Annotated in this window: 14 protein-coding genes and 1 other annotated feature; all 14 genes read right to left on the reverse strand. The window is 37.3% G+C overall.

Annotated elements, in window-relative coordinates:
- Window positions 1-81 precede the first annotated feature (81 nt).
- The gene (gene rfbA / locus CPHY_RS19070; protein ID WP_012201676.1) at window positions 82-963 is read right to left on the reverse strand and encodes a glucose-1-phosphate thymidylyltransferase RfbA; all 882 of its coding nucleotides are present in this window, start codon (window positions 961-963) and stop codon (window positions 82-84) included.
- A 393-nt stretch (window positions 964-1,356) separates the two neighbouring features.
- Window positions 1,357-2,457 carry a polysaccharide pyruvyl transferase family protein gene (locus tag CPHY_RS19075; protein ID WP_012201677.1) on the reverse strand — a complete coding sequence of 367 codons (1,101 nt, stop codon included), beginning with the start codon at window positions 2,455-2,457 and terminating at the stop codon, window positions 1,357-1,359.
- A gap of 655 nt (window positions 2,458-3,112) precedes the next feature.
- The gene (fba, locus tag CPHY_RS19080) at window positions 3,113-3,979 is read right to left on the reverse strand and encodes a class II fructose-1,6-bisphosphate aldolase (RefSeq protein ID WP_012201678.1); all 867 of its coding nucleotides are present in this window, start codon (window positions 3,977-3,979) and stop codon (window positions 3,113-3,115) included.
- A gap of 141 nt (window positions 3,980-4,120) precedes the next feature.
- A complete protein-coding gene (locus tag CPHY_RS19085) occupies window positions 4,121-4,324 on the reverse strand; it encodes a hypothetical protein (protein ID WP_012201679.1) in 204 nt (67 codons plus the stop codon).
- Window positions 4,325-4,572: 248 nt separating this feature from the next.
- Entirely contained in the window at window positions 4,573-5,460 is an 888-nt protein-coding gene (locus CPHY_RS19090; protein WP_041703791.1) for a phosphatase PAP2 family protein, read from the reverse strand.
- A gap of 268 nt (window positions 5,461-5,728) precedes the next feature.
- Complete coding sequence (gene rpoC, locus CPHY_RS19095; RefSeq protein WP_012201681.1) at window positions 5,729-9,496, reverse strand: DNA-directed RNA polymerase subunit beta'; 3,768 nt, start codon at window positions 9,494-9,496, stop codon at window positions 5,729-5,731.
- A gap of 21 nt (window positions 9,497-9,517) precedes the next feature.
- Window positions 9,518-13,354, reverse strand: coding sequence for a DNA-directed RNA polymerase subunit beta (rpoB, locus tag CPHY_RS19100; RefSeq protein WP_012201682.1), 3,837 nt, complete (start codon window positions 13,352-13,354; stop codon window positions 9,518-9,520).
- 847 nt (window positions 13,355-14,201) lie between these two features.
- The gene (locus CPHY_RS19105) at window positions 14,202-16,835 is read right to left on the reverse strand and encodes a cation-translocating P-type ATPase (protein ID WP_012201683.1); all 2,634 of its coding nucleotides are present in this window, start codon (window positions 16,833-16,835) and stop codon (window positions 14,202-14,204) included.
- A gap of 134 nt (window positions 16,836-16,969) precedes the next feature.
- Window positions 16,970-18,157: an MFS transporter gene (locus CPHY_RS19110; protein WP_012201684.1), complete on the reverse strand. Its 1,188-nt coding sequence runs from the start codon at window positions 18,155-18,157 to the stop codon at window positions 16,970-16,972.
- 323 nt (window positions 18,158-18,480) lie between these two features.
- A complete protein-coding gene (gene rplL / locus CPHY_RS19115; RefSeq protein ID WP_012201685.1) occupies window positions 18,481-18,843 on the reverse strand; it encodes a 50S ribosomal protein L7/L12 in 363 nt (120 codons plus the stop codon).
- Window positions 18,844-18,919: 76 nt separating this feature from the next.
- Window positions 18,920-19,414 carry a 50S ribosomal protein L10 gene (gene rplJ, locus CPHY_RS19120; protein ID WP_012201686.1) on the reverse strand — a complete coding sequence of 165 codons (495 nt, stop codon included), beginning with the start codon at window positions 19,412-19,414 and terminating at the stop codon, window positions 18,920-18,922.
- Between the two features lie 34 nt (window positions 19,415-19,448).
- Window positions 19,449-19,593, reverse strand: a sequence feature (ribosomal protein L10 leader region).
- A 112-nt stretch (window positions 19,594-19,705) separates the two neighbouring features.
- Window positions 19,706-20,398, reverse strand: a complete 693-nt coding sequence (gene rplA / locus CPHY_RS19125; protein ID WP_012201687.1) for a 50S ribosomal protein L1 — start codon at window positions 20,396-20,398, stop codon at window positions 19,706-19,708.
- Between the two features lie 58 nt (window positions 20,399-20,456).
- Complete coding sequence (gene rplK, locus CPHY_RS19130; protein WP_012201688.1) at window positions 20,457-20,885, reverse strand: 50S ribosomal protein L11; 429 nt, start codon at window positions 20,883-20,885, stop codon at window positions 20,457-20,459.
- A gap of 130 nt (window positions 20,886-21,015) precedes the next feature.
- On the reverse strand, window positions 21,016-21,534 hold the full coding sequence (gene nusG, locus CPHY_RS19135; protein WP_012201689.1) for a transcription termination/antitermination protein NusG: 519 nt from the start codon (window positions 21,532-21,534) through the stop codon (window positions 21,016-21,018).
- Window positions 21,535-21,547: the final 13 nt, after the last annotated feature.

The raw sequence follows: 21,547 nt of genomic DNA on the forward strand, positions 1-21,547 counted from the left end.
TGCCCTTTCCTTTAAAGTCCAAGTTTTTTATTTATGAAGTTATGAACTGATTCTCTGCAAGTTCCCTCTTCAACATCATTATTACTTATCTAAGTATTTACCATCCAATATATCCTTTAAATAAGCTCCATATTGATTGTTTTTAAATTGAAGATAGATACTTTCGAGTTTCTCTTTGTCAATCCAGCCCATTAAATATCCTATCTCCTCAAGGCAACCTATTTTTCTGTGTTGATGTGTTTCTACTGTTTTTACAAAATTAGTTGCCTCAACTAAAGATTCATGCGTCCCTGTATCAAGCCAGGTATAACCTTGTCCTAATAATGAGACCTCCAATTCTCCTTGTTCCAAATAGATACGATTTAAATCAGTAATTTCAAGCTCACCACGTTTGGAAGGTTTCAATTTCTTTGCATATTCAACTACTCTATTATCATAAAAATACAGTCCTGTAACACAATAATTAGATTTTGGATTTATTGGCTTCTCCTCAATGGAGACAGCTTTTCCTTCCGAATTAAATTCAACAATTCCAAAACGCTCAGGATCATCAACATAATATCCAAAAACAGTTGCTCCTATTTCTTTTGTAGCTGCTCTTCTTAAACGGATATCCAAGCCATAGCCATGGAAGATGTTATCTCCAAGTATCATCGCCACATTATCGTTACCAATAAATTCCTCACCAATGAGAAATGCCTGTGCTAATCCATCCGGGCTATTCTGAACCGCATAGGATAACACAATTCCAAATTGACTTCCATCCCCTAGAAGTTCCTTAAATCTTGGAGTATCTTCTGGTGTCGAGATTATTAAGATATCTCGAATACCAGCTGTCATAAGTACGGATAGCGGATAATATATCATTGGTTTGTCGTAAACAGGCAATAATTGTTTTGATGTTACTCTGGTTAATGGATAAAGCCTTGTACCACTGCCACCGGCTAACACAATTCCCTTCATATTTAAACCTCATTTCTGTTTTTTGCGAAATATAAATATTGTGTGTGCGACTTGTTTGCTTTACAGAGCGCAGACACAAACTTGTGAGTGATAGATCTATCTTTCATATTTTCTTATTTCAAATCTTTAATCATACTAAAAATATCTTATAATAAATACCATATCAAGTCAATCCAGATTCTTTTTTTACATCTGCCACTCATTCTCACAACTTTACTTATTATGATTCTTATTTTATACCGGATGACGAATTTCATCTCCTGTTATTTCATGATGCATGTAATCAATAGTCGAAAATAATTTACTATCAACTTTATAGCTCTATATGTACTTTGTTTGGTCTATTGTTTCTTTCTAATTACTTCTGGGCGTACAATCACACCAACTCAACTTTTAAATCATAGTAGTCACGATATCTTCTATATATTCTTTGGCATCTTCTCTAACATGGTTTAGTCTTCCTTCCACCTCATTCCATGAAATTCCGTTCTCCTCTTGGTTAGGTTTCGATCCTTTACAAATCTCACGGCCTTCGATATGAAGGAGCTGTAATAATTCTTCTGCCCTGTTATTACGATTTTGTTTATTCTCTAATTCCACAAAGAACTTTTTATGAAACAGGATTGATAATGCTGTACCATGAAATGAGTTAGTCACTACATAGGCTGCTTCTTTAAACCAAGCAAGAAATTCTTCCACTTTTGGTGCTACCACATATTTTATATGCATGTCTCTTATCGCCGTTCGGTCATTGATATAAACTATCTCAAGATTATTCTGCTTTGACAGCTCTTTGGCAAACTGAATAGAATAGATCGGTTTCTCAACATGATAAAGAAGAACATAAGGCTTTTGATACCCTGTTTGATACTTCATCTGGCTCCATATCTTGCTAGATAGCAACAAAGTAGGGTCAATATGAACTTTTATTTTAGAAGAAATATAATCCTGCAATAAAGGGGCTGCATCTGCTTCTCCCACTGAAATGCTTTGAAATCCTTTTAATCTCTCTCGGTAAATCTCTTCTAAAGACTTCGGTATTTTTTTAATTCCCAAATTCGCTGCGTAAGAATATTTTTTTTCATCTTCTGTAAAGGTTAAGAAATATGCTTCATCAAACCCTGCACTAACCGGACTAAAAACCTGATCACTACCAGTAATAATAAAGATATAGTCTTTACTTAATTCTTTAAGTTCTAAATAGTCATTACATCGTTTACTAAGGACTAAATTATCCTTACAAAACTGTTCAAAGTTTTTCATCTTTTTTTGTATCACTCTATAAAAAAAAATTCCCTTAGCTATACCTCGAACCACCTTACCACTATAAATTTTAAATGGGGAGTAACAGCTGGATATACTTTTCGAATAATAATCAATTATCTCGTTATCTATTCCCAGACCAAAAAGAAATTGTTGCAGGGCATATGCTTGTAATACCGCACCATAATTTAATGCTCTATGAAATGTTATAATACCAACTTTTTTATTCATAATCCCTCCATTCTGAAATATAAATGTCATATTTAATTCTTACATATCCAATTATTTTAATTAAAAATTGAACTTTACCAGATACCTTTCAAAGGTTTCATTGTCTTCAATCACACCTACTAATAACGTTCTCGGTTCTAATATCCTGCATGAAAAAGGTAGTTACATTATACATACATGATCCTTTGTTCGCTAAAATAAATACAAGTAGCAGCATAATACACATAATATCTCTATATAAGGCATACATTTTTATCTGGATTCGTATATCTATAAGAGTATAAAAAGTATATCATTTCCAATTTTCGTTGTAAACATAAATTGTGTCTACTGTTCATTTAATATGTTTTGTTTTTCGACATTTTAAATTGAATAATTATATTTATTTATCTTAGTTAACATTTTTAGTATAATTCACGACAAATTATATCGAAATACATCTTAATAAGGACTCTTTGTTTGTAAAAAAATGCGTACATCTATTCTAGGTCTATAAACATCATAGTTACATCTATCCTCTTTTAAACAAATACTAAAATCCACTAAACAACAAAAAAAGCTGAAGAATCGGATCAATTCCGATTCTTCAGCTTCCATAAATTTAGGTTAATTAAGAATTTTTCTGTATTATCTTATTCTAGATCGCCTTTATAAACTACTCTGCTTTTCCAACAGATCCAAATAACTCCATCTTTTCCTTCACAGTTGCTCTAATTGCAACAACTCCTGGAGCTAATAATTTACGTGGATCAAATCCTTTTCCTTGTAAATCCTTACCGTCTTCAATGTATTTACGAGTTGCAGCTGCAAAACTTAACTGGCATTCTGTATTTACATTAATCTTAGCTACGCCAAGTGAAATTGCTTTCTTAATCATATCTTCCGGAATACCTGTACCACCATGAAGAACTAAAGGCATATCTCCAGTTAACTGTTGAACTGCAGCTAAAGTTTCGAAACTAAGGCCAGCCCAGTTTTCTGGATACTGACCATGAATATTTCCGATACCTGCTGCTAACATAGTAACACCAAGATCAGAAATCATCTTGCATTCTTCTGGATCAGCACATTCACCTGCACCTACAACTCCATCTTCTTCTCCACCGATGGATCCAACTTCTGCTTCTAAAGATAAATTCTTCTCAGCACAAATCTTTACTAATTCTTTTGTTTTCTCAATGTTCTCTTCAATTGGATAGTGTGAACCATCGAACATGATTGAGGAGAAACCTGCATCGATACATTTTAAACAAGCTTCAAATGTACCATGATCTAAGTGTAGAGCTACTGGTACTGTAATTTTTAACTCATCTATCATATTAGATACCATAGCTGTTACAGTTTTGTAACCTATCATATATTTACCTGCACCCTCAGATACACCTAAAATTACTGGTGAATTAAGCTCCTGTGCAGTTAATAAAATAGCCTTTGTCCACTCAAGATTATTAATATTAAATTGGCCTACTGCATAATGGCCTGCTTTTGCTTTTGTAATCATGTCTTTTGCTGATACTAACATATTTTATCCTCCTTATATTCGTTAAATATTTCACAACTTGTAATTCTATCTAATTATAGTTATCTTCTTAGCCCTAAGATATTATACATGATAATATCACAAAAGGGAACCTTAATTTTCAAATAATCCTATTATAATGAATTAAGATAATTTTTTCATCTTTTGTTTGATGCGAATAACTTTTAAGAATTCATGAGTATTTTCAATAGAATATTCCTTTAAAAAGTTTTCAAAATCCTCATTTAATTCAAAATCTTCTTGCTGCATATATTCCCATACTCTTAAATCGAATTCATCTTCTTCAAAGGAACGATCATATCCTTCCATATATTCATAGATATTCATAATAACCTCCATTCCTGCGCTTGTTCTACGCAGCTTTAAATCGTAATTTTCTTTTCTATTTATTTAGGCTGTGAAGTTTTCGAATTTCTTAGGCAGTGTCTTCTGGTGTCTTAGAAATTCGCTTCACACTTGAAATCATGGCCACTCACTAGGCTGGAAGTTTGTGCCGAGGACGACGCAGGCATAAACTTCTGTGTAAAACCTAGAAATTCTTAGTCAGCGTATTTTGCTGGCTTAGAAATTTCTTTTTACGCTTTGTTCATAAATCTTTTAATAATGCACGGATAACCTATCATAATCCATAATACCAGTAAAAAATATTTAACACCTTTTCCTGTAATAGAAGCCCCAAGGATAAAGCCTAAGCCTTCTTTTAGTAATATAGTAACGGTTAGTCCAATTAGTAACTTTACTACCTGCATTCGATTGCTACATGCTCTCTCATTAAAATTCAGATACGTACTTTCTACATACCAGCCAATGGCTAATCCTACACCAGCTGCTGCTGCACTGCAACTATCTGCTGCATATGCTAGTTCTATTGTACCATTAGTATACAAGGTTACGCAATATATTAATAGAGCGATCGCGAATACACCGATACCAATCATTAAATATACCTTCTTATCTTTAGTAAGCTCAAAATTTGAGAAATAATACACAAGTAAGATAGTTGCTAAAGTAATAACAAAAGAAGTTAATACATCTGCTGGAGTATGAACTCCCAGATACATTCTTGATAAACCTACCATTGCTATCACAAGAAATAACATAATCTTCGATGCTCTTTTCTTAGTTGCAAGTGCCAATGTTCCATACAAAGCTGTTGCTGCCTGTGTATGTCCACTTGGAAAGGAATATCCGGTTGCAGCATTAATAGCGTCCTCTACCGGTTTAAATAGAGGATCTTTAATCCAAGGACGTGGGATTCGAAACGTTATTTTTAACCCCTGAACCAAAATCGCAGAAAGAAAGAATCCAAAACTTATCCGATAAGCTAACTTTTTATTATAGCACCAGTAAAAAAAGCATAATACAGCTAATACTACGACCTCTTGCCCTAGTAAGGTAAATAGACGAAATATCCCACTTAGAAATGGGTTTCGTATACTCTCTAACTGATATAAAAATTCCATATAACCCCCCATTCTGTCGCAATCCTGCAAATTCAGGCGACAGCTCAAATTCGTTATCTAAGGCTATTGTATTCCCGTACCCTGCTTTCGTCAAGGGTACAAACTAGACAAAACCATTCATTATCAAGAACATCAAAAGTCACTTGTTATTGTATATAACTACTATATCTCCTTCATATTGCAAAAAGGCTGTTACAAAACAATACTAGTTTTGTAACAGCCTAATTTTAAGTTTTATAGAGTTATCAAATTCCTTTAAAGCACTTAATTACTCTTCTTCCTCAGAAAATTTTAAATCATCAAAATTCTCAGTGGAAAGATCATTTTCTTCATCTTCGAAATATTCATCCTCAGTGAAGCTTACTTCTTCATCCGAATTAAAGTCTTCATTCTCATAGAAGTTTTGTTTAAAGTCATTACCGGAGAAATTACCTTCGTAATTTCCATTGTCAAACTCATCCTCAGAGAATGTAATTTCCTGATTCTGATCCGTATCTAACTTAACATTGCGATAGTGTTTCATACCGGTACCTGCTGGAATAAGCTTACCGATAATTACGTTTTCCTTAAGACCAATCAGTGGATCAATCTTACCTTTAATCGCTGCTTCTGTAAGAACTTTCGTTGTTTCCTGGAAGGATGCTGCGGAAAGGAAAGAGTTTGTTGCAAGAGAAGCCTTGGTAATACCAAGCATTACCTGTTTTCCTTCTGCTTGTTCTAATCCCTTCGCTGCTAAGCTTTCATTTACATCGTTATACTCTAAGATATCTACCATAGTTCCTGGTAAGAATTCTGCATCACCATTATTCTCAACACGAACCTTCTTTAACATCTGGCGAACAATCACTTCGATATGCTTATCGTTGATTTCTACACCCTGTAAACGGTAAACTCTTTGAACTTCCTGAATCATGTAATCCTGAACTGCACGAACACCTTTAATCTTTAAGATATCATGTGGGTTTACAGAACCTTCTGTTAACTCATCACCAGCTTCAATTACCTGTTCATCCATAACCTTAATTCTAGAACCGTAAGGAATTAAGTATGCTTTCGATTCTAAAGTATCATTACTTGTTCTAGTAACTATAACTTCACGCTTCTTCTTGGTATCCTTAATTGTAACAGTACCACCGAATTCTGCGATAATTGCAAGTCCCTTTGGCTTTCTTGCCTCGAAAAGTTCCTCGACACGAGGAAGACCCTGAGTAATATCATCACCCGCAACACCACCAGTATGGAAAGTACGCATTGTAAGCTGTGTACCTGGCTCACCGATTGACTGAGCCGCAATAATACCAACTGCTTCACCAACCTGTACTGCTTCACCAGTAGCCATGTTTGCACCGTAACACTTAGCACAAACACCGATGTGTGATTTACAAGAAAGAACGGTACGAATCTTAATCGTTGCATTTGGATCTTCGAATGCTTTGCTTGCTACGATACGAGCAGCACGCTTTGGTGTGATGATGTGATTTTTCTTCACAATTAACTCACCATTATCATCGTAGATTGTCTCGCATGCATAACGACCTATAATTCTGTCTTCTAATCCTTCAATTACTTCTTTTCCATCCATGAAGGCTTTAATTTCCATACCTGGAATTTCATCAGTACCTTCACCACAGTCAACCTCACGGATAATTAAATCCTGAGATACGTCTACAAGACGACGAGTTAAGTAACCAGAGTCGGCAGTACGAAGAGCAGTGTCGGAAAGACCTTTACGAGCACCGTGTGCGGAGATGAAGTACTCAAGTACGTCAAGACCTTCACGGAAGTTCGCCTTGATAGGCAACTCGATTGTCTTACCAGATGTATCTGCCATAAGACCACGCATACCAGCTAACTGTTTGATCTGCTTGTCGGAACCACGGGCACCAGAGTCAGCCATCATGAAGATGTTATTATATTTATCAAGTCCAGAAAGAAGTTCCTTTGTAATTTCATCATCGGCTTCTTTCCAAGTTTCAATAACTGCTTTATAACGCTCTTCCTCAGTCATCAAACCACGACGATGATTCTTGGCGATATCTTCTACCTGCTTTTCTGCACGTTCGATAATGTCTTTCTTTGCTTCTGGTACAGTCATATCAGAAATGGATACTGTCATCGCTGCACGAGTAGAGTATTTATAACCTAAAGACTTAATCGCATCTAGAGTTTCTGCAGTCTGAGTTGCACCACGAGTATTGATACATTTCTCAAGGATCTTCTTTAACTGCTTCTTACCTGTGTGGAAATCAATTTCAAGTGCAAGGAAGTTTTCTGGCTTGCTACGATCAACAAAACCAAGATCCTGCGAAATAATTTCATTAAAGATGAATCTTCCCACGGTAGACTCTATTGTTCTGGATTCCTCTACACCTTCTGCGTTAAGACCAGTTCTACGAACTTTAATCATTGCATGAAGTGAGATTACACCATTTTCATAAGCAAGAATTGCTTCATTTACACTCTTAAAATACTTACCTTCTCCAATGTCACCTGGTTTTTGAAGTGTTAAATAGTAAATACCAAGTACCATATCCTGAGATGGAACCGCAACAGGACCACCATCGGATGGTTTTAACAAGTTGTTAGGTGATAATAAAAGGAAACGACACTCTGCCTGAGCTTCTACACTAAGTGGTAGATGCACCGCCATCTGGTCACCGTCGAAGTCGGCGTTGAAAGCTGTACATACAAGTGGATGTAACTTAATTGCCTTACCTTCTACAAGTACTGGCTCGAAGGCCTGAATACCAAGTCTATGAAGGGTAGGAGCACGGTTAAGCATTACTGGATGCTCTCTGATTACCTCTTCTAAGATATCCCATACCTCAGGCTGTAATCTTTCTACCATCTTCTTTGCAGATTTAATATTATGAGCTGTTCCTTTTGCAACTAACTCTTTCATAACAAATGGCTTGAATAATTCAATTGCCATTTCCTTTGGAAGACCACACTGGTAAATCTTAAGTTCAGGACCTACGACGATAACGGAACGACCAGAATAGTCAACACGTTTACCAAGTAAGTTCTGACGGAAACGACCTTGCTTACCCTTTAACATATCGGATAAGGACTTTAATGGTCTATTACCAGGACCAGTTACAGGACGACCTCTTCTACCATTATCAATTAAAGCGTCAACCGCTTCTTGTAACATTCTCTTCTCGTTACGAACGATAATATCAGGCGCACCAAGTTCAAGAAGTCTCTTAAGACGATTGTTACGGTTAATAATTCTACGATATAAGTCATTCATATCAGAAGTAGCAAAACGGCCACCGTCTAACTGTACCATCGGACGTAAATCTGGTGGGATAACAGGAACGACTGTCATAATCATCCACTCAGGCTTATTTCCAGACTCACGGAAAGCTTCTACAACCTCAAGTCTCTTAATAATACGAGCTCTCTTTTGTCCTGTAGATTCTTTTAAGCCTCTCTTTAGGTCTTTTGATTCTTTCTCTAAATCAATGGCCTCTAAAAGTTCCATAATCGCTTCAGCGCCCATTCCTACACGGAACCTGTCGCCATATTTATCATATGCTTCTCTGAATTCTTTTTCATTTAACACCTGTTTGTACTGTAAATCGGTAGTTCCTTTATCAAGTACAATATAAGATGCAAAATATAGCACTTTCTCAAGGGTTCTTGGAGAAAGGTCTAAGATTAGACCCATTCTACTTGGGATACCCTTGAAGTACCAAATATGAGACACTGGAGCTGCAAGTTCGATGTGACCCATTCTTTCACGACGAACACTTGCCTTTGTAACCTCAACTCCACAGCGGTCACATACTACGCCCTTATAGCGGATTTTTTTGTATTTACCACAATGACATTCCCAGTCTTTGTTTGGTCCAAAAATCTTTTCGCAGAATAAACCGTCTTTTTCTGGCTTGAGCGTTCTGTAATTGATTGTTTCTGGCTTTCTAACTTCACCTCTGGACCACTCTCTGATCTTCTCTGGCGAAGCCAAACCTATCTTAATCGCGTCATAGGTGATATCCTTGACACTTTCATTTATCATCTCTGTTGGCATTGTCTGGCTCTCCCTTCAGTATTATTCTCCGAAATCATCCGACTCACTAAAATCCACTACGCTTTCATTCTCGTCGAAGCTTTCGAATGTGTCGCTTTCTTCCTCCGGATTCACTTCACTGTATCCAGCTTCTTCAAAGCCCTCATCATATTTGAAGTTATCTTCCTCAATATACTGCGTAAACTCTGTTTCACCGTAATCGATGTTTTCTGTCATCTTAACTTCATCACCGTTCTCATCAAGAACTGTAACATCAAGTGCAAGAGACTGAAGTTCCTTAAGGAGTACCTTAAAGGATTCCGGAATACCAGGTTCTGATATATTATCGCCTTTAATGATTGCTTCATAAGTCTTAACACGTCCTGTAACGTCATCGGACTTCACAGTTAAGATTTCCTGTAAGATATGAGCAGCACCATATGCCTCAAGTGCCCAAACCTCCATCTCACCGAATCTCTGACCACCGAACTGAGCTTTACCACCAAGAGGCTGCTGAGTTACTAAAGAGTAAGGACCAGTAGAACGAGCATGAATCTTATCATCTACTAAGTGGTGAAGTTTTAAGTAGTGCATGAATCCAACGGTTACAGCACTATCAAAGTACTCACCGGTTCTACCATCACGGAGACGAACCTTACCATCACGGTTAATTGGAACACCTTCCCACTGTTTTCTGTAATCCTCATTAGATACAAGGTAATCCATAACTTCTGGATCTAATATATCTTTATATTTTGCTTCGAATTTATCTAATGGAGCATTTACATAATCGTTCGCAAGCTCTAAAGTGTCCATAATGTCGTACTCGTTTGCACCGTCAAATACTGGTGTTGAAACATTAAATCCGAGTACTCTGGAAGCAAGACTTAAGTGAATTTCTAATACCTGACCGATGTTCATACGAGAAGGTACGCCCAGAGGATTTAATACGATATCAAGCGGTCTACCATTTGGTAGGAATGGCATATCTTCTGCTGGTAACACACGGGAAACAACACCCTTATTACCATGTCGACCAGCCATCTTATCACCAACTTGAATCTTTCTCTTTTGAGCAATATAAACACGTACTGTCTGGTTAACACCAGGAGATAATTCATCACCGTTTTCTCTTGTGAATACCTTAGCATCTACGATAATACCGTACTCACCGTGAGGAACACGAAGGGAAGTATCACGAACTTCTCTTGCTTTCTCACCAAAGATTGCACGAAGTAGTCTCTCTTCTGCGGTAAGCTCTGTTTCACCCTTTGGTGTAACCTTACCAACTAAGATATCTCCGGCACGAACTTCAGCACCGATACGGATAATACCTCTTTCATCAAGATCCTTAAGTGCATCATCACCAACACCTGGAACATCTCTTGTGATTTCTTCTGGTCCGAGTTTTGTATCACGAGCTTCTGCTTCGTATTCTTCAATATGAACAGAAGTATAAACATCTTCCTGAACAAGTCTTTCACTTAATAATACCGCATCCTCGTAGTTATAACCTTCCCAGGTCATAAATCCGATTAATGGGCTTTTACCAAGTGCTAATTCACCATTTGCAGTAGATGGACCATCCGCAATAACCTCGCCAGCTTCTACCTTATCTCCCTTTACCACGATTGGTCTTTGGTTGATACAAGTACCCTGGTTACTTCTTGCAAATTTAACAAGACGATAGCTTGACTTTGTTCCATCATCATTCTTTATTATAACTTCACGGGATGTAGATTTCTCAACAGTACCCGCTTTCTTTGATACAACACAAACACCAGAGTCTACTGCTGTTTTTAATTCCATACCTGTTCCAACAACAGGTGCCTCAGTAAATAACAATGGCACTGCCTGACGCTGCATGTTAGATCCCATGAGCGCACGGTTCGCATCATCATTTTGAAGGAACGGAATCATCGCTGTAGCAACAGAGAATACCATCTTAGGAGAAACGTCCATTAAATCAACTTTTCTCTTCTGATAAGAAGAAGTCTCTTCTCTGTAACGACCAGATACACTCTGATTTACAAAATATCCTGTTTCATCCAACGGCTCATTTGCCTGTGCAACAACATATTTATCTTCCTCATCCGCTGTTAAGTAAACAACTTCTTCTGTAACACGTGGATTTTCAGGGTCAGTTCTATCCACCTTACGATAAGGTGCCTCAATAAAACCATACTGATTAATTCTAGCGTAAGATGCTAAGGAGTTGATAAGACCGATGTTTGGACCTTCTGGTGTCTCAATTGGACACATTCTACCATAGTGAGAATAGTGAACGTCACGAACCTCGAATCCCGCACGATCACGACTAAGACCACCAGGACCAAGAGCAGAAAGACGTCTCTTATGTGTAAGCTCACCAAGAGGATTGTTCTGATCCATGAACTGGGACAACTGAGAACTTCCGAAGAATTCCTTCACTGCTGCTGTTACTGGTTTAATATTAATTAAGGATTGTGGACTAATTCCTTCTAAATCCTGAGTTGTCATTCTTTCACGAACAACACGCTCCATTCTGGAAAGACCGATTCTGTACTGGTTCTGTAATAATTCACCTACCGCACGAATACGACGATTTCCTAAATGGTCAATATCATCTTCATTACCAATTCCATATTCTAAGTGCATATTGTAATTGATGGATGCATAGATATCATCCTTTGTAATATGCTTTGGAATTAAATCAGTAATATGCTTTGCTACAGCATCTTTAATTTCTTCTTGGCTGCTGCAGGAATCTAAAATCATACGAAGAGCTGGGTAGTAAACTTCTTCTGTGATTCCTAACTCTTCTTTGTCACAGTCAAGTGTGGCATACTCTTCAAAATCAACCATCATATTAGAAAGAACAACAACATTACGTTCTTCTGCCTGAACTAAGATAGATTTAACCGCTCTATTCTGAATACGAATTGCAAGAGCTTCTGTAATAATTGTACCAGCCTCTGCTAAGATTTCACCTGTCTCTGTATCAACAACATCCTCAGCTAAAGGGAAACCTAGAACTCGGTTTTTCAAAGCTAACTTCTTATTAAACTTAAAACGTCCAACCTTAGCAAGGTCATATCTTCTAGGATCGAAGAACATACTATTAATTAAGGACTCTGCACTTTCAACGGAAAGTGGTTCACCTGGACGAAGTTTTTTGTATAACTCAAGAAGACCATCTTGATAGTTATCAGATGGGTCTTTGCTAAAGCTTGCTAAAATCTTTGGTTCTTCACCAAACATCTCAACAATTTCAGCGTTGGAACCGATACCCATAGCACGTAGCAATACAGTAATCGGAACTTTTCTATTTCTATCTACTCGAACATAAAATACATCGTTGGAATCTGTTTCATACTCTAACCAAGCACCTCTGTTAGGAATTACTGTAGAGGAGTGAAGAGTCTTACCAACTTTATCATGTTGAATTGCATAATAAATTCCAGGGGAACGTACTAACTGGCTAACGATAACACGTTCAGCACCATTGATAACAAAGGTACCAGTCTCAGTCATTAAAGGTAAGTCACCCATGAAGATGTCATGTTCATTGATTTCTTCCGTCTCTTTGTTACGAAGTCTAACTTTTACTTTCAACGGAGCCGCATAGGTTGCATCTCTTTCCTTGCATTCTTCAATCGAATACTTAACATCATCCTCGCAGAGCTGAAAGCTTACGAACTCAAGGCTAAGATGATCGCTATAATCTTCGATCGGCGAAATATCATCGAATACTTCATTTAGGCCTTCCTCTAAAAACCACTGATAGGAATCCTTCTGAACTTCAATGAGATTTGGCATTTCAAGTACTTCTTTTTGCTTTGAATAGCTCATTCTTACGCCTTTTCCAACCTTAATCGGACGTATTCTGTTTTTATCCATTGACGTTTTCACCCCTTGAAATTTTTCTATTTTTTTATATAATCGAGTAATGAGAGTTTCCTTCCTACTCGTAGCCTCGCAAGCAAGGCAGCACACTTGTTTAACCCTGCATAAAATGTAAGAAAACCCACAAAATATTGAGTTTCCCGTTTTTTCAAAAGCACATTTTGTGTTTTTTATGAAATATGCAATAAAATTTCTTAAAAACACTTTGCATTTTGAACTTTATGTGTTATAATATATACATATGGGCATACAAAACCACAATGGTGCACATTTCATATTATCATAGTATAGTCAAGCTGTCAATAGCAAATTGTACAGCTTTTTTATATATTTCATAAAATATCTATAAAGTCCAATATTCACATTTTTCCCATTCTATCCATCCGTCTAAAAAAAAGCATGCTTTGCTTACTTTTCCTTGTCATGAATTAGGGGTATCCCCTAAGATTTACCTCATAATAGCCAAAATATCCCATAATTTTCTAACATCCTGCTAACATTTGGAAAGCGGAAAAAATCTAGTATTAATTTGTAGTATAACCATTTATTGGTTCCTCATTCATCTTTATTTTTAAGTATAAATTTGATGAAAGTGCTTTTTCTTTTAAATTTTGTAATCATTAATACGTTTTTATGCCAGCGGTTAGCAAGAACTGACTTTTCTTTAAAAGACAAATATAAAAAACAAATAAAAGCAGGATGAAGTATAATCTCCTATTCTCTTTGATAGGGGGATTTATCTTTTCATCCTGCTTTCATTTTATTCAATACAATCCATTCTCCATACTGAAAACACACAAAACACAAAAGCATAGTGTCTCGCGGTTTCGCGAATAATCTTTTATTTTCTGCTACGTATTCTTTTTATCGCCTTAACGATCTCAACAACAGGAATCATAGTAATTGCAAATAAAACTGCAACTCCATATTCTTGTATCCTTATCCTCGTAAACCCAAATGCATCCCTCAAGAATGGAACATAGATTACTGCTGTTGTTAATACAAAGGATAATATAATTGCTCCAAGAAGGTAAGCATTTTGATAATTCATTTGAAAAATCGATTTATCCCTGGAACGTAAATTGTAAGAGTGGATTACTTCTGCTAATGACATGGTAAGAAAGGCCATTGTCATTCCATCGCTGCTATTTGCTATCTCCCATCTACCACTTTCCATATAATGACCCACAAAATAAGATAGGAGTGTTATTATAGTAACAAAACAACCTTGATAGATAACATCAAAACCCAGACCTCCAGCAAAGATTCCTTCCTTCGCATCTCTTGGTTCCCTCTTCATCACATCTGCTTCCCCTCGTTCCATACCAAGCGCTAGAGCGGGAAAGCTATCCGTAATCAAATTAATCCAAAGTAGATGTACTGGCTTTAAAATTGTAAAACCAATAATTGTAGCTACAAAAATTGCTAATACCTCACTTAAATTAGAAGACAGCAAAAATTGTATGGATTTTCGGATGTTATCGTAAATCCTTCTACCTTCTTCCACTGCTACAACGATAGTAGCAAAATTATCATCAGCTAACACCATGTCAGCAACATTCTTCGTAACATCGGTGCCCGTGATGCCCATGCCGATTCCAATGTCAGCACTCTTTATGGAAGGTGCATCATTTACACCATCTCCAGTCATTGCAACCACTTTCCCTCTTTCTTTCCAAGCAGTTACAATTTGTACTTTATGTTCCGGTTGCACACGGGCATAAACAGAGTAGTTCTCGATTGCTTGTGAAAATGTCTCATCATCCATTTCAGAAAGCATAGCTCCTGTGATAGCCTCAGAGGCATCTTTTATAATTTCAAGTTTCTTTGCTATTGCTACTGCAGTATCTCGGTGATCGCCTGTTATCATTATAGGGCGAATACCCGCTTCCTTACATTCCTTAACTGCAACTAAAACTTCTGGGCGAACCGGATCAATCATACCAGTTAATCCAACAAACACAAGCTCTTTTTCTAATTCTTTCTCATCAAAAATAATTACCTTCTCTTGAAAGGAACGAAATGCAGCCGCTAGTACACGTAAAGCCTCATCTGCCATTTCCTTATTTATCGTTAATATTTCACTTTTTATTTCTTCTGTGATTTCAGTAACACCATCCGCAGATAAATAATGAGTACAACATTTTAGTACTTCATCAGGAGCTCCTTTTGTATACTGAATATATTCATCTTCCTTCTGATGTACTGTAGTCATCATCTTACGAACAGAATCAAAAGGTGCTTCTCCAATTCGTGGCTGCTTCTTTTTTAACTCATCTTTTGATAGTTGATTTGTATAGGCATAGTTAACTAAGGCACATTCCGTAGGTTCTCCGATTGCTTGATTATTTTCATCCAATTCCGCATCACTACATAAAGCCATTGCTGTTGCTAAAAATACACGATCATTTGTGTATTCTTTTACGACGGTCATTTTATTTTGGGTAAGAGTTCCTGTTTTATCAGAACAAATAATCTGTGTACTACCAAGTGTTTCAACTGCTGTTAATTTACGTATGACGGCGTTCCTTTTCGACATATTGGTTACACCAATGGATAGCACAATCGTTACTACAGTAGCAAGACCTTCTGGTATAGCAGCTACAGCTAAGCTAACTGCTACCATAAAGGTATTCATCAGATTCTCACTATTGAGGCTTCCGCTTCTGAATAAACGAAATACAAAGATGAAAATACAAATGCCAATAACAAGAAAGCTTAGAATCTTACTTAACTGAGATAATTTGAGTTGAAGTGGAGTTTTCCCTTCTTTTGCATTTGCCAGCGCATCAGCGATTTTTCCCATTTCTGTATTCATTCCTGTACCAGTAACAACTGCTCTACCTCTTCCATAGACAACGGTACTTCCCATGTAAACCATATTCTTACGATCACCCAGAGGAATGTCTTTCCCGCCGTAGAGAGACAAGGTTTGTTCCGTCTTATTCACTGGAACACTTTCCCCAGTTAAAGCTGCTTCCTCTACCTTCATAGAGGCATTCTCTAGGATACGCGCATCCGCTGGAACCGCATCGCCTGCTTCAAGTAGGATAATATCACCAACGACCAAGTCTTCGCTTTTTATCGAAAGTTGCACTCCCGAGCGGATTACCTTTGACATCGCAGCTGCCATTTCTTTCAAGGCTTCAATCGCTTTTTCTGCCTTATTCTCCTGATAAACTCCTAAAATAGCATTAATAATAACAACTGCCATAATAATGATAACATCCGCAAATGATTCTCCGGAATAAGCAGCTGTAATACCAGAGACAATTGCAGCTGTAATTAATATAATTGTCATTGGTTCTAACAATTGTTTTAAAAAATGGACAAACAAAGATTCTCTCTTCGCTTCCTTCAAAACATTTTTTCCACCTTTTTGTAATCTGCTTTCGACTTCTTCTTTGGTAAGACCATTTTCATTACTTGCAACTTCTTTCATAACCTCTTTGGTATCACTTAAATAGAAGTTCATTCCACCTTGGCTCCATTCTTTTCTATTTATGAAAAAAAGCTTCTTTGACCAAAGAAATTCTCTTTTAGCCAAAAAAGCTCTTTCTCATTGGAACACTACTCTTATCTATACTAATATTCCAAATATATTATTATCTATTCTATTACATTACGTTTAAAATTAATAACCGCAAATAATACCATGAATACATTACTAAATAACAATACACCAATAGCGCCGCCTAGCCCAATGGCATCTGCTACAATTCCGACAATTTGTGGTGCAATAATTCCACCAAGTGCAGCAATCGCTAGAAGCATTGACATACCAGATGGGCTTCCTTTTATAATCGGTCCAGCATTCGCAATACAGGTTGGGTAAATTCCAGCAAAGAAAAATCCCAACAAAATAATCGACAAAGCAATGACATTTACATTGGTTGTTGAGATTAACAAACCTAAAAATGCTGTTGTTAAAATGCAGTTGATTAATATTAATGTCTTCTTTTTCACCTTAGTAGATAAGAAAGCCGTCACAAGACGCCCTATCATGACTGCCAACCATGTATAAGATACTAAATTAGTTGCTAATTTATCACTCATCACACCGCTCTTTTTAAAATATGTGATAAACCAGCCATTCACACAGTTTTCTAGACCTAAATAGAAAAATAAAATGAAGCCTATCACATAAAAATCCTTGCTTTTAATATAAGAACGATTTGTATTCGTTTGTTCTTTCTTAATTCCCTTACTCATTCCCTCGTCAATAGGTATTGGAATTAAACACAAAAGAAGAATAGTAAGTGCAACTAAAGCAACAACTGTATATCCTAAGTGTTTCCAGGTTAATTGATGACTAATGTAGAGAGAACTTAGAAAAGGGGCTAGGAAAGCGCCAATTGCAAATGCCATATGTAAGATGTTTAACATCGAACTTTTTCCCTCTGCACGCTCATTCACTACTGTGTTATTAAAAATACTAACAGATCCGCGGCCAATACCAAGAAATACAAAGCTTAGATATAAAACTGGTACGGAAGGTATCCCCATAATAACAATTAAGCATATTGGGATTAGTGATGATAAAGCAATAATCGTCCGTTTCCTACCAAACTTTGCGATAACCGGTGGATTTACGAAACTTGCAAGAAGATTACCAATCGCAAATGCAGATAATAATCCTCCAGCAATACTAAAACTTAAATTGGCTTCCTCGATTAGATACGGTAATATCGTTCCAACCATTAAAACCATCATACCATTTACAAAAAAAGCATAGTAACAGGTGAGGAAAACAAAAAAGCGCTCAAATTTACTATTTTTCTTAACTTGATCTAGCATTATAATCTCCATTCTTCAAAAGTTGGCGACTTTGTGCATAGCACAAATAGCCGTGTGAAAGCGTTTTTCTCTCACACCTTCAAAACGAAAAACATTTCATCTCTGTGTACAAGAAAAAGTATGCTACAAAAAATTTTTTTCATGCATGTAAAAAACCACTCCAATCTGTTTGCTACTCATCGTAACCCACACACGGAGTGGTTTCTATATTTTTAAGTGATAGAAAGCATAGCGAGATTCATCTTATGATGTTATCGCCGCTCGTTCTCTAACATAATGGACTTGAGCAGTAATCTGCCGCATCCAATATCAAGAGGGTTAAATTACTTAAGAGTAACCTTTGCACCTTCAGCTTCAAGCTTAGCCTTGATATCATCAGCTTCTTCCTTAGAAGCAGCTTCTTTAAGAACCTTAGGAGCGCCATCAACAACGTCCTTAGCTTCTTTTAAGCCTAAACCAGTTACTTCACGAACTACTTTGATAACCTTAACTTTGTTTGCTCCAACGTCTGTTAATTCAACGTCGAACTCTGTTTTCTCCTCAGCTGCTTCTGCTGGGCCAGCTGCTGCTACAACAACACCTGCTGCTGCGCTTACACCAAATTCTTCTTCACAAGCTTTTACTAAATCATTTAACTCTAATACTGTCATGCCCTTAATAGCATCGATAAACTCTTGAGTTGTCATTATTAAATACCTCCATATAATTATTGGTTTTTTTACGTTCTATTAACTCTAAATCACAAGGGACGTAAAGTTATTACTAAGCAACTTCTCCATTCTTCTCTGCAATCTGCTTAAGCACACGAGCGAAGTTTGTAATTGGAGACTGAAGACTTCCAAGTAACTTGGAAATAAGAACTTCTCTTGATGGGATAGTAGCAATCGTATGAATGCCCTTTGCATCGTAATAAGTTCCTTCTACTACACCAGCCTTTAATTCAAGCTTGTCTGCTGTCTTAGCAAACTCTGCTAAAATTCTAGCTGCGGATGTTGCATCCTCAGTACTAAAAGCTACTGCTGTAGGTCCTTCTAAATGATTGTCTAACTGAGAGAAATCAGTACCCTCGAAAGCCATCTTAAGATATGTGTTCTTGTATACCTTGTATACAACACCAGCTTCTCTTAATTTCTTACGAAGTGCTGTATCCTGCTCTACAGTAAGTCCACGGTAATCTACGATAACCGCTGCCTTAGCATCTGCAGCATAAGCCTTGATTTCATCAATGATTGGTTTCTTTAATTCAACCTTTGCCATTCTAGTACACCTCCTTATAGATTCTGTATAGAAGACGGAATAAAAAAAACTGCCTCCTGCGAAAACAGGAGACAGATTATTAGTCTAGCATATTAGCTTGATTAATCTATTCCTCGGTAGGCGGTCTCACCTTATGCCATTACGGCACCTACTGTCTTCGGCAGTTTGTGAGAATTAAGCATCTCACGAGCTTTTTGAGTATAACATAAATCTATTAGTGTGTCAATCACCAATTTCATTTTGTACAAACTGTAATCTTAGGTTATCCCATTTACAGTATGGACGAATAAATTATGCTAATTTACTTGTGTTAAGCTTGATTCCAGGGCCCATTGTAGATGCGACTGTTACGCTTCTTAAATACTGTCCCTTAGCTGCAGCAGGTTTAGCCTTGATGATTGCACCCATAAGCGCTTGGAAGTTGTCTGCGAGTTGTTCTTCGGTAAAGGAAGCTTTACCAACTGGCACGTGGATAATGTTTGTCTTATCCAATCTATATTCGATTTTACCGGCCTTGATATCATTAACAGCCTTAGTAACATCCATAGTAACTGTTCCTGCCTTAGGGTTTGGCATTAAGCCCTTAGGTCCAAGTACACGACCAAGACGACCAACTACACCCATCATGTCTGGAGTTGCAACTACAACGTCAAATTCAAACCATCCATCGTTCTGGATCTTTGGAATTAACTCATCGCCACCCACGAAGTCAGCGCCTGCTGCTAAAGCTTCATTTACCTTATCCCCCTTAGCAAATACAAGAACTCTAACTGTTTTACCAGTTCCGTGTGGTAATACTACCGCTCCACGAACCTGTTGGTCAGCGTGACGTCCGTCTACACCAAGTCTGATGTGCGCTTCGATTGTCTCATCGAATTTAGCTACTGCAGATTTTCTTACTAAACTGATTGCGTCAGCAACATCATATTGAGCAGTTCTGTCGATAAGCTTTGCTGAATCAGTATATTTCTTTCCTCTTTTCATGTTTTACCTCCTAGTGGTATTATCGGGATTGCCCTCCCACATCTATATAAACATCGTGTTAGTCTTCAACTACTGTGATACCCATACTTCTTGCAGTACCAGAGATCATGCTGATTGCTGTCTCAACGTTTGCTGCATTTAAATCTGGCATCTTTAATTCTGCAATTTTCTGAACTTCAGACTTTTTGATTGTAGCAACCTTAGTCTTGTTTGGAGCTGCAGAACCGGACTTTAAATTACAAGCCTTCTTAAGCAATACTGCTGCTGGAGGAGTTTTTGTAATGAAGCTAAAGCTTCTGTCCGCATATACAGTGATAACAACAGGAATGATCATACCTTCCTGATTTGCTGTTCTAGCATTGAATTCCTTTGTGAACTGTACAATGTTTACACCGTGCTGACCAAGTGCAGGACCAACAGGTGGTGCTGGTGTTGCCTTTGCAGCAGGAATTTGTAATTTAATATAACCTGTAACTTTCTTTGCCATGATAGCATACCTCCTAAAATTGTGGTTTTACCGGGAGTAATAGACTTATTGTCAGTATTACCTGCTTCGCTACTTACCCTCCCACTGTCCGCGCTCTTGCGAACTTTGTTAACATTACCTTAAAGTTTTCTTAATTTTCAACCCTTACATCCGTAAAACTGATCTCAACAGGTGTCTCTCGACCAAACATGTCGATGTTAATGGTAACGATTTGTTTATGCTCGTTAATTGCTTTGATCACACCCTGTGTATTTTCCCATACACCGGACACTACTGTTACGGTATCGCCTACCGCAAAATCAATTACCATTTCATCTTTCTTAATTCCCATGCTCTTCATTTCGAAGTCAGTGAGTGGAACCGGTTTTGATCCCGGGCCAACGAATCCAGTTACCCCTCTGGTATTACGAACTACATACCATGTATCATCATTCATAATCATGTTTAATAACACATAACCAGGGAACATCTTTTTCTGAACCTTTTTCTTAACACCGTTTTTCACTTCGATAACGTCCTGCAAAGGAACGGAAACTTCCAGTATCTGATCTTGAAGCTTTCTGTTTTCGATTGTTTTCTCAATGTTGGCTTTTACCTTATTCTCGTATCCCGAGTAGGTATGAACTACGTACCAATTAGCATCTGACATATCATCACCCTTA

The organism is Lachnoclostridium phytofermentans ISDg (assembly GCF_000018685.1).
Lineage (GTDB): Bacteria > Bacillota > Clostridia > Lachnospirales > Lachnospiraceae > Lachnoclostridium > Lachnoclostridium phytofermentans.

Coding starts and splice junctions, on each gene's coding strand:
- rplK (WP_012201688.1), bottom strand. CDS start 20,885: ATGGCAAAGAAAGTTACAGGTTATATTAAATTACAAATTCCTGCTGCA.
- CPHY_RS19075 (WP_012201677.1), bottom strand. CDS start 2,457: ATGAATAAAAAAGTTGGTATTATAACATTTCATAGAGCATTAAATTAT.
- nusG (WP_012201689.1), bottom strand. CDS start 21,534: ATGTCAGATGCTAATTGGTACGTAGTTCATACCTACTCGGGATACGAG.
- rplL (WP_012201685.1), bottom strand. CDS start 18,843: ATGACAACTCAAGAGTTTATCGATGCTATTAAGGGCATGACAGTATTA.
- CPHY_RS19090 (WP_041703791.1), bottom strand. CDS start 5,460: ATGGAATTTTTATATCAGTTAGAGAGTATACGAAACCCATTTCTAAGT.
- CPHY_RS19105 (WP_012201683.1), bottom strand. CDS start 16,835: ATGAACTTCTATTTAAGTGATACCAAAGAGGTTATGAAAGAAGTTGCA.
- rplJ (WP_012201686.1), bottom strand. CDS start 19,414: ATGGCAAAGGTTGAATTAAAGAAACCAATCATTGATGAAATCAAGGCT.
- CPHY_RS19085 (WP_012201679.1), bottom strand. CDS start 4,324: ATGAATATCTATGAATATATGGAAGGATATGATCGTTCCTTTGAAGAA.
- fba (WP_012201678.1), bottom strand. CDS start 3,979: ATGTTAGTATCAGCAAAAGACATGATTACAAAAGCAAAAGCAGGCCAT.
- rpoB (WP_012201682.1), bottom strand. CDS start 13,354: ATGGATAAAAACAGAATACGTCCGATTAAGGTTGGAAAAGGCGTAAGA.
- CPHY_RS19110 (WP_012201684.1), bottom strand. CDS start 18,157: ATGCTAGATCAAGTTAAGAAAAATAGTAAATTTGAGCGCTTTTTTGTT.
- rpoC (WP_012201681.1), bottom strand. CDS start 9,496: ATGCCAACAGAGATGATAAATGAAAGTGTCAAGGATATCACCTATGAC.
- rfbA (WP_012201676.1), bottom strand. CDS start 963: ATGAAGGGAATTGTGTTAGCCGGTGGCAGTGGTACAAGGCTTTATCCA.
- rplA (WP_012201687.1), bottom strand. CDS start 20,398: ATGAAAAGAGGAAAGAAATATACTGATTCAGCAAAGCTTATCGACAGA.